Below are 10,260 nucleotides of genomic sequence, written 5' to 3'. Positions count from 1 at the left end.
ATTTTATTACTACAAGAGGTCAGTATGGCACCAAAAGTATTCTATATCTCCGACGGGACAGCGATCACAGCTGAAGTTTTTGGTCATGCGGTTCTCTCGCAATTTCCATTAGAATTTGAGTCACTTACAATTCCATTCGTTGAAACTCTCACGAAAGCGGAGCAAGTTAAGCGACAAATTAATGATTGTTTTATTACAACAGGTGAGCGGCCGTTAGTGTTCCATTCCATCGTCAAACCAGAAATTCGCGACATTATTTATTCGAGTGAAGGCTTAGATTATGATTTTTTGAATACTTTCGTGGCCCCACTCGAACAACATTTAGGGGTTTCAGCTTCTCCGGTGCTACATCGCACCCATGGAAAAGCCAATCACGGCTATGAAGCGCGAATTGATGCCATTAATTTCGCCATGGATAATGATGACGGCCAGACCATGAAACACATGGATCAAGCCGATCTAGTTCTACTTGGGGTCTCACGCTGTGGCAAAACGCCCTCTAGCCTGTATTTATCGATGCAGTTTGGAATCAAAGCAGCAAACTACCCTTTCACCGAAGATGATATGGATAACCTCAAGTTACCTGAAGCGTTGAAACGCAATAAGAAAAAGCTGTTTGGTTTAACGATTGACCCCGTGCGTTTACATGAAATCCGTCAGAGTCGAATGGAGAATAGCCGCTACTCGTCACTCAAGCAGTGCCGCTTAGAAGTCAAAGAAGTCGAAATGCTATTTAAACGTGAACGCATTCCTTATATAGATACAACGAATCATTCCGTGGAAGAAATTGCCACCAAAATCTTAGATGTCACAGGCCTAGAACGGCATATGTTCTAAGCTTGCAGAGTGAAACGCAGCCAGAAAAACCGAGTGAATTTAGCTTAAATGAATCTAACTTAAATCAAATTCATTGCACAGTTGCCGACAATTAACACAATTGGCGCTGTGCAACTCGGTTCGATTCGTTATAATCCGAGGCAATCTGGCGAAAAGCGCCGCACGCAAGCTCGGTATTTTGAATGACCATAAAAACAGACGAACTACGCACTTCCTTATTAGCAAAAGTCATCTCACCTGCGCAACTGGCATCTGAGTTCCCATTAACTCAAGATGCGGCCGATTATCTGGTTCAGCAACGTCGTGAAGTCGAAGCCATTATTATGGGTGAAGACCAGCGTCTTTTGGTGATCATAGGCCCCTGCTCAATCCACGATACCAAAGCGGCATTAGATTATGCGCAGCGCTTAGCCGCATTACATCAAGAATTGAAAGATGATTTGTGCATCTTAATGCGGGTCTATTTTGAGAAACCTCGCACGATTGTTGGCTGGAAAGGATTAATTTCTGATCCCGATCTTGATGGCAGTTTCGAGCCAAACAAAGGCTTACGCATTGCTCGCGAGCTACTGCAACAAATCACTGAATTAAAATTACCTATTGCCACGGAATTTTTAGATATGGTGAACGGCCAGTACATCGCCGATCTCATCACTTGGGGCGCAATTGGCGCGCGCACCACTGAAAGCCAAGTTCACCGTGAAATGGCTTCGGCACTGTCTTGCCCTGTTGGTTTTAAAAACGGTACCGATGGCAATATCAACATCGCCGTCGATGCAGTGCGCGCCGCACAAGTTCCGCATATTTTCTATTCACCGGATAAAGATGGCGCGATGGCTGTTTATCGCACCCACGGTAATCCGTTTGGTCATATCATTCTGCGCGGCGGCAAAACGCCTAATTACCACGCCGAAGATATCGAAAAAGCACGCCAACAACTTGCCTCTGTTGGGGTCACTCAACGTATGGTGGTTGATTTCAGCCACGGTAACAGTGAGAAGAATCACCTTAAGCAGCTTAACGTCGCCGATGAAATCATGGCGCAAATGCGGGCAGGCAGCACTGCCATCGCCGGTATTATGGCTGAAAGCTTCTTACAGGAAGGCAACCAGAAAGTCGTTGCAGACCAACCACTCTGTTATGGCCAAAGCATTACCGATGCCTGCTTACATTGGGATGACTCAGAAGTCCTGCTGCGTAAACTGGCAGCCGCTTCCCGCGAGCGAAAAGCACTGTTAGCGAAATAAGCCTGACGCTCGAAAAATGTCCGAAGCGATATACATTTTCCAATAAAAAAACCGATCTTAGATCGGTTTTTTATTAAGAGCGGTTTAAGAATCTTCAGCCACATTCTTAATGAGCGTTAAAGCCAGTGCATTTCTATCTTTAAGAATTAAAAATCTCTATAATTCTGCCTTATTTTGCTGCATTACCTTAGGTTGCTGTATGTCGCTTACGCCCATTTCTCCAAACACCGAAAATACCTCCCGAACCGAACCCCCTGAAGCACAATTCCCAGAAGCGATTCAAACGCGAATCGATTCCTCAGAAGCGCGGGTTATCAAGGCGGTATTTCCATCCATCACCAATCATCACAATACCTTATTTGGTGGTGAAGCTTTAGCGTGGATGGATGAAACAGCCTTTATCGCTGCGACTCGTTTTTGCCGTAAAACCTTAGTAACTGTGAGTTCCGATAGAATCGATTTTAAAAAACCGATCCCCGCAGGCACATTAGCCGAACTGATCGCGCGGGTGATCCATGTCGGTAACACCTCATTGAAAGTTGAAGTGAATATCTATGTCGAAGACATGTATCAAGACCATCGAGAGCATGCCATACGTGGTGTGTTCACCTTTGTTGCAGTTGACGAACAACGAAATCCCACACAAGTGTGGACATACGAATAGTTTTTAGGTGATTGAAAGACACTGAACCGCCCGTCATCTCGGGCTTTTCATCGCGACGTTGCAATTTAAATATGTTTTTTATAACACCGACCAAAGTCTAACAACCAGAAACATATCAAAATTTTGTCCTGATTCATGAATAAAGCAATAGGATCCTTGATTACTTTTCTGTTACATTGAGTTCAATCTTCACGCGCACCGAACATAATCATAAAAGCCATGAAGCTAGAAAACTTAAATATTATTATCGCAGACGATCACCCATTGTTCAGAAATGCACTACGTCAAGCGCTGACCACAGCGTTTGAACATGCACAATGGTTTGAAGCCGACAGTGCTGATGCACTGCAATCTGTATTGGATGTCCGTAGCGTCGACTACGATCTTGTACTGTTGGATCTGCAGATGCCAGGTTCACACGGCTACTCCACCCTTATCCATCTTCGTTCACATTATCCCGAACTACCCGTTGTAGTGATATCAGCCCACGAGGATATCAATACCATTAGCCGTGCAATTCATTATGGCAGCAGTGGTTTTATCCCCAAATCGGCCTCGATGGAAACCCTCAAAGAAGCGCTAAGTGCAGTGTTATTCGGGGATATTTGGTTACCTAAAGGCACTGAGATTATTGATATCGATGACGATGCCGTTGATAAAATGGCCAGTAAATTATCCGATCTCACGCCGCAGCAATATAAAGTGCTGCAGATGTTTGCCGAGGGTTTGTTAAATAAGCAAATTGCCTACGATCTTGGCGTTTCAGAAGCGACCATCAAGGCGCACGCGACTGCCATTTTTAGAAAACTGGGCGTTCGCAACCGTACCCAAGCTGTTATAGCACTTGCTCAACTTGAAATGGATAAAGTCGATTTATCTTAATCGCTCATCCCATAAAAATGCCGCTTATATTAGCTATTAGCGGCATTTTTATGTCGGCAACTCGTCGCCAATTAACGCATTGGCAAATTTTTATCAGCAAACATTTCATCGATAAGCTGCTGGTCCCGTAAGGCGACGGCTTTCTCCACTATGTCACGGGTTAAATGCGGCGCAAAGTGCTGAATAAAATCATACATATAACTACGCAAGAAGCTGCCCTTCCTGAAGCCAATTTTAGTCGTACTGTGAGCAAACAAATGGCCAGCATCAATCGCCACTAGATCTTTATCAATATTAGGGTCAATCGCCATTGAGGCGATAACGCCCACACCTAATCCCAAACGGACATAGGTCTTCAGCACATCGGCGCTGGTCGCACTAAAAACGACACGCGGCTCTAAATTGGCACGATTAAAAGCTTTCTCAATTTCAGAGGCTCGGTCAAAACCGAACACATAGGTCACTAAGGGGAAGCGCGCTAACTCTTCGATGCTAATCGGATTATTTAAGCTACGAGTCGCAAGGGGATGATCTTTAGGCACCACGATGGAGCGATTCCAGTGATAACATGGCAGCATAATCAAGTCGGAATACAAATGCATTGCTTCGGTCGCAATGGCGAAATCCGCATCACCGCGCGCGGCCTGCTCGCTGATCTGTGCTGGCGTCCCTTGGTGCATGTGTAAATTCACTTTAGGGTAACGATCTATAAACTGGCGAATGATCGTCGGCAATGCATAGCGCGCCTGAGTGTCTGTCGTGGAAATATTCAACTCGCCTTGATCGGGCTTAGTATATTCCTCAGAAACTTTCTTAATGCTCTCAACTTTACCTAAAATATCATTGGCAATGCTGATCACTTGCAAACCTGCGGGTGTAACATGGGTTAAGTGCTTACCGCTACGACCAAATATTTGGATACCCAACTCATCTTCAAGCATGCGAACTTGTTTGCTGATCCCTGGTTGAGAGGTATACAAGTTTTCAGCGGTTGCCGACACATTGAGGTTATGTTTTACGACCTCAGCAATATACCTGAGTTGTTGCAGTTTCATCTTATTTCCTTGTCCCAAACACGCAAAATGCCATTAACAACTGAGCCCTCAAAGCACTCTCAGCTATAATCAATCGTTATAGTATATAGTAAAATTTAAAGCAAATAGGAATATAGAGCACAAGTCTGCAGATTCATACGACAGAAATGATAACCTAGGCTAAGATAACTATGCTAGTTTATTGATTTATTGTAGCATTAGCTCAATTGGATAAATAATGGAACATCTATGTCATTCACCTTGGTTCTGATCCTCATCGGTGCGCTTTTACTGCTTGTTATCGGAATTAACGTATTACAACAACAAAAAGAACGCGCAGAAGCAGAGCGTCGCATTGAATTTGCCCGTCAAAGAGCAATTATCGATGAAACCGAAGCTGTGTTATCTAACACAGGGATGATGCCTTGTAGCACGAATATTGTGTTGGTTTTGTACCGCCGTGTGCAAGATGCCTTGCAAGCTGCGACAGCAATTAGTAATACCCAGCAACAGTCTGATTATCAGCGCCGCCTAGCCGATATTAATAATCAAATAACAACCCTACAGTCTGGTCAACCTCAATCACCACCGATTGAGAATTTCAGACTACCCGATAACGACAAACAAATTTTAGCGCTAGTTCAAACCTTGAAAAAGCTCAAGGCAATACTCAGAGCTGAGCATAATAAAGGTAAAGTCGACCCGAGCATTTTTGCTCAGGAAGAAAATCGTATAGACAGTTTACAGCTCAGGATCAATGTTGATTCCATGCTTTCCCGAGCCAGAGCAGCCAGTTTTATGAAACAATATGGTTCATCAAAACAAATGGTGACTAAAGCCCTATCGACATTACACGCCATTAAGGCACAAACACCGAATGACCCTTTCATTGGTCGTAAAGTGGATGAGGCTAAACAATTACTTGATGAGATTATGGGCGCGCAGAAACAATCTGAACCCAGTGCACCTAGACCTAAAAATGAAGAAGATGATATCGACATGCTGTTTCAACCGAAAAAGAAATGGTGATCAGTTCCTATTTGCTGACTTTTAAGTTGAATTAGCGGCACGCTTTCCACTCGTTCTTCAGCGTTATCGGGCGTGGTGAGTGAGTAAGAATCAAGCGAACAACATTTTTGGCTCATCGTCTACAGCAACAAATCAGTCTCTAAAGACAATCGAAACAAAAAAGCCAAGTCATCATTGACTTGGCTTTTTTATTATCTTGGAGTTAAGCTAACTCAATCCGCCGCTATGCGCTTTTCTTGGCTTTCTTGGTAGTCTCACTCACCCACTTGCCATTAACGTAATGGGCTGACCAACCAGTAGCTTTACCGTCGACTTCAGTCGCAACGTATTGCTCTTTCGTCTTACGGCTAAACTTCACCGCAGCTTTATTACCTTCGTCATCAGTGACGGGCGCATCGGCTAAATATTGATACTTAGGCCACAGCAGCTCGCGGTATTGAACCAGCTCTTCAACCAGAGGTGCACGGGTTTCCCGTGATTTAGGGAAAGTACTGGCCGCTAAGAAGATCCCTGCTGCACCATCACGTAATACGAAATGGGCATCCGATTTGCTGCATTTCAGATCAGGCAAATAGATAGGATCTTCTTTTGGTGGCGCAGCCTCACCGTTCTTCAGTAATTTACGGGTATTTTTACATTCGCTATTGGTACAACCAAAATACTTACCAAAACGGCCGTTTTTCAGTTCCATGTCGTTGCCACAACGATCACACTCTATTAGCGGACCTTCATAGCCTTTGATCTTGAACTGGCCTTCTTCGACCTCATAACCTTCACAAATCGGGTTATTACCACAGACATGTAGCTTACGCTTCTCATCGATAAGGTAACTGTCCATTGCGGTACCGCAAATACCACATCGATGCTTAGCACGCAGCGCATCAGTCTCGGCATCTTCACTGTTTTCACTAATCGCCTCAACGCCAGGTGTTAGGTTCATCGTTGTCTTACAACGCTCTTTAGGCGGTAATTCATAACCAGAACAACCCAAGAAAACCCCAGTTGTTCCCGTACGTATCCCCATAGAACGGCCGCAGGTTGGGCACTTGATATCCGTCATCACCATTTGGTTAAGACGCATACCACCTTCTTCGGGATCGAGCTCCGCTTTTTCTAATTGCTTAGTAAAGTCAGCATAGAAACCATCGAGCACTTTTTTCCAGTCTAACTCGCCGCGAGCCACATCATCCAATGTTTGCTCCATGCTGGCGGTAAAATCATAGCTCATCAAATCAGCAAAACTGCTGACTAATCGCTCGCTGACAATTTCACCCATTTTTTCGGCATAGAAACGACGATTCTCAACTTTTACATAACCTCGATCTTGAATCGTTGAAATGATGGTTGCGTAGGTCGATGGACGGCCAATACCACGTTTCTCTAATTCTTTAACTAAAGAGGCTTCGCTGTATCGCGCTGGCGGCTTAGTAAAGTGTTGCTTAGGCTGCAACTCTTTCAATGCTAATACATCGCCTTGCGCCACAAATGGCAACGTATTGTCTTCTTCGTTTTTCTTCTTGAGTGCTGTTTGCACCCGAGTCCAACCATCAAAACGTAAAGTACGTCCCGTTGCCTTGAGCTCATAGTCACCCGCTTTGACGGTCAACTTAGTGGCATCATATTGTGCTGGCGTCATCTGACACGAGACAAACTGGCGCCAAATCAGCTCATATAGGCGCTGAGCATCACGCTCCATGTCTGATAAGCTTGCCGCTTGTACCTGAACGTTCGATGGACGAATCGCTTCGTGAGCCTCTTGTGCGCCTTCCTTAGAACCATAACGAATGGGTTCAGCGGGTAGATATTTATCACCAAATTCTTTGGCAATCATATCGCGCAAGCTTTCAACGGCTTCTTGACTCAAATTGGTCGAGTCGGTACGCATATAAGTGATATGACCGGCTTCATAAAGTCGCTGGGCCATCATCATGGTCTTCTTGACACCGAAACCTAAGCGCGTACTCGCTGCCTGTTGCAATGTCGACGTAATAAAGGGCGCAGAAGGTTTGCTTTGGGTCGCTTTGTCTTCGCGGGCCAGCACGGTAAAACTCGCCGCCGATAACGATTGAACCGCGGCCATCGCTTGCTGTTCATTGATGGGATTAAAGGCAGCATCTAGATGCTTAACCACTTCCATCCGCAAAGTTTCTTGGGCTGGCGTATTGAGCTCTGCATGTACATCCCAAAACTCTTCAGGCACAAAAGCTTTAATTTCGCTTTCACGTTCAACCACTAAGCGAACGGCAACCGACTGCACTCTACCTGCGGACAAACCGCGAGCGACTTTTTTCCACAGCAGTGGCGACACCATAAAACCGACAACTCTGTCTAAGAAGCGACGAGCTTGCTGGGCATTAACCATGTTAGTGTCGAGTGTTGACGGCTTGCTAAAAGCGTCTTGAATCGCAGACTTAGTAATTTCGTTGAAAACTACACGTTGATACCGTGAAGGATCACCGCCAATCACCTCTTGCAAATGCCAGGCGATAGCTTCTCCCTCACGGTCTAAGTCGGTTGCGAGATAGATTTGGTCGGCAGAATCGGCAAGTGCCTGTAGCTCTTTAACGACCTTTTCTTTGCCCGGTAAAATTTGATACTTAGCCGCCCAGCCCTTTTCAGGGTTTACGCCCATGCGAGACACCAGCGCTTGCTGATCTTTCACCTTTTTATATTGAGCTTTTTCTTCTGGCGACATTTTCTTAACTTCGGCAGCGGATTTAACCTTTTCATTGCCTTCTGAAGTCGATGATGTCGGCAAATCACGGATGTGACCTACGCTCGATTTAACGATGAATTCTTTGCCAAGATATTTATTAATAGTCTTAGCTTTGGCCGGTGATTCGACAATAACTAGCGATTTACCCATAGTTTAATTTGCGCCAAAAAATCTCAAGAAGGTGGAAATTGGCACCATATATAGAGGGTTGTACTGATAGTTTCAAGTTAATCCCTCTTTTATATGTACCAGCGAGTCACTTTTTAATCAAAGTTGAAAAAATGTAAAAATATAATATGCGTAATTAAAAACTAATATTTCATTATTTGCCAGCAAGCAAGAAATAGTTATGCATTTATCGTGAAAAAGTCGCTTTGAGCACAAAACCGTCCGCTTGTGCACTCGAAAAGCTTCAGTATACTGGGTTCCCTCAGGGACCATATGAACAAATAATAACTTTCCCTATCACAAGGATAAGCAATGAAGCACTTTGAAGCGAATTTTGATGGACTCGTTGGACCAACACACAATTACGCAGGGTTGTCTTTTGGCAATGTCGCCTCGCTCAGCAATGCCGCCTTAGTTTCCAACCCCAAAGCTGCTGCGAAACAAGGACTCCAAAAAGCCAAAGCACTCGCCGATATGGGCATGGTTCAAGGCATGTTAGCCCCTCAGGAGCGTCCAGACCTCTACACATTGCGCCGAATTGGATTTTCCGGCTCTGACGCCAATGTATTAAAACAGGCTGCTAAAGAAGCGCCTATGCTACTTAATGCCTGCTGCAGCGCATCCAGTATGTGGACTGCCAATGCCGCAACTGTCTCACCCAGTGCAGATACACGTGACGGCAAACTGCATTTCACTCCAGCAAATTTAGTCGATAAACTGCATCGCAGCATCGAGCCCCTAACAACGGGGCGCATATTAACAGCAACTTTCAGTGATCCCCACTATTTTCATCACCATAGTCACTTACCTGAGCATAATAGCTTCGGTGATGAAGGTGCGGCGAACCACACTAGGCTATGCAACGAGTACGGCCATGCCGGTGTAGAGCTGTTCGTTTATGGGCAAGAAGCCACCAATCCCAATGCCCCTAAACCGCAAAAGTATCCAGCTAGACAAACCTTAGAAGCATCGATGGCGGTAGCACGCTTACATCAGCTTGAAGAAGAAAATTGCGTCTTCATCCAGCAGAATCCTGATGTCATTGATCAAGGTGTATTCCATAATGATGTTATCGCAGTAGGTAATCAAAATGTGCTGTTCTACCATGAACAAGCCTTCTTAAATACCCAACATAAAATTGATGAAATTAAACGTAAGCTCGATACCGAACTGTATTTCATTGAAGTGCCCACCGCTAAAGTGGCGATTAACGACGCCGTCAAAAGCTATTTATTCAATACCCAGATTATTACGCTTCCTTCTGGTGAAATGGCCATTATTGCCCCAACCGATTGCCAAGAAAATCCGGCAGTATTTGCCTATTTGAATGAACTACTGACGCTGAATACTCCCATTAAGCAAGTGCTTTACTTCGACGTAAAACAAAGCATGCAAAACGGCGGCGGCCCCGCCTGCCTGCGTTTGCGTGTTGCGATGAATGAGATGGAAGTCGCGGCAGTAAATCAACACACATTAATGAATGATGCCTTATTTGCGCGTTTAAATCTTTGGGTAGACAAACATTACCGTGACAGATTAACTACTCAAGATCTTGCTGACCCTCAGCTAATCATCGAATCACGTACAGCATTAGATGAGCTCACGCAAATCATGAAACTAGGTAGCGTGTATCAGTTCCAGCGTTGATTTTAATCTAATCACACTAAAATAAAAGATAAAGGC

Annotated in this window: 8 protein-coding genes; 6 read left to right on the top strand and 2 right to left on the bottom strand. The window is 44.7% G+C overall.

Annotated elements, in window-relative coordinates; all coding sequences use genetic code 11:
* Positions 1–24: 24 nt before the first annotated feature.
* From ppsR to K5Q99_RS20395, 4 genes are all read left to right on the top strand, one after another.
* Positions 25–837, top strand: coding sequence for a posphoenolpyruvate synthetase regulatory kinase/phosphorylase PpsR (ppsR, locus tag K5Q99_RS20410; protein ID WP_106650736.1), 813 nt, complete (start codon positions 25–27; stop codon positions 835–837).
* 182 nt (positions 838–1,019) lie between these two features.
* A complete protein-coding gene (locus tag K5Q99_RS20405) occupies positions 1,020–2,084 on the top strand; it encodes a 3-deoxy-7-phosphoheptulonate synthase (RefSeq protein WP_006086250.1) in 1,065 nt (354 codons plus the stop codon).
* A 199-nt stretch (positions 2,085–2,283) separates the two neighbouring features.
* Positions 2,284–2,748, top strand: a complete 465-nt coding sequence (locus K5Q99_RS20400; protein ID WP_220777958.1) for an acyl-CoA thioesterase — start codon at positions 2,284–2,286, stop codon at positions 2,746–2,748.
* A 219-nt stretch (positions 2,749–2,967) separates the two neighbouring features.
* Positions 2,968–3,630 (top strand): response regulator transcription factor, encoded by a 663-nt coding sequence (locus tag K5Q99_RS20395; protein ID WP_106650737.1) that lies wholly within the window; start codon positions 2,968–2,970, stop codon positions 3,628–3,630.
* 71 nt (positions 3,631–3,701) lie between these two features.
* Here the strand turns inward: K5Q99_RS20395 and cysB are convergent, their stop codons facing one another.
* Positions 3,702–4,685: an HTH-type transcriptional regulator CysB gene (gene cysB / locus K5Q99_RS20390; protein ID WP_220777957.1), complete on the bottom strand. Its 984-nt coding sequence runs from the start codon at positions 4,683–4,685 to the stop codon at positions 3,702–3,704.
* Between the two features lie 228 nt (positions 4,686–4,913).
* Between cysB and zomB the strand changes: the two genes are divergently transcribed.
* Positions 4,914–5,693 (top strand): flagellar motor control protein ZomB, encoded by a 780-nt coding sequence (zomB, locus tag K5Q99_RS20385; RefSeq protein ID WP_220777956.1) that lies wholly within the window; start codon positions 4,914–4,916, stop codon positions 5,691–5,693.
* A 223-nt stretch (positions 5,694–5,916) separates the two neighbouring features.
* Here zomB and topA read toward each other — a convergent pair whose 3' ends face one another.
* Positions 5,917–8,559 carry a type I DNA topoisomerase gene (gene topA, locus K5Q99_RS20380; RefSeq protein WP_220777955.1) on the bottom strand — a complete coding sequence of 881 codons (2,643 nt, stop codon included), beginning with the start codon at positions 8,557–8,559 and terminating at the stop codon, positions 5,917–5,919.
* A 330-nt stretch (positions 8,560–8,889) separates the two neighbouring features.
* On the opposite strand from topA, the gene astB reads away from it, so the two are divergent.
* Positions 8,890–10,224 (top strand): N-succinylarginine dihydrolase, encoded by a 1,335-nt coding sequence (gene astB / locus K5Q99_RS20375; protein ID WP_220777954.1) that lies wholly within the window; start codon positions 8,890–8,892, stop codon positions 10,222–10,224.
* Positions 10,225–10,260: the final 36 nt, after the last annotated feature.

The organism is Shewanella hafniensis (assembly GCF_019655335.1).
Classification (GTDB): Bacteria; Pseudomonadota; Gammaproteobacteria; order Enterobacterales; family Shewanellaceae; genus Shewanella; species Shewanella hafniensis.
The sequence above is the reverse complement of the archived record's forward strand: the minus strand, read 5'-3'. Positions and strand labels throughout refer to the sequence as shown.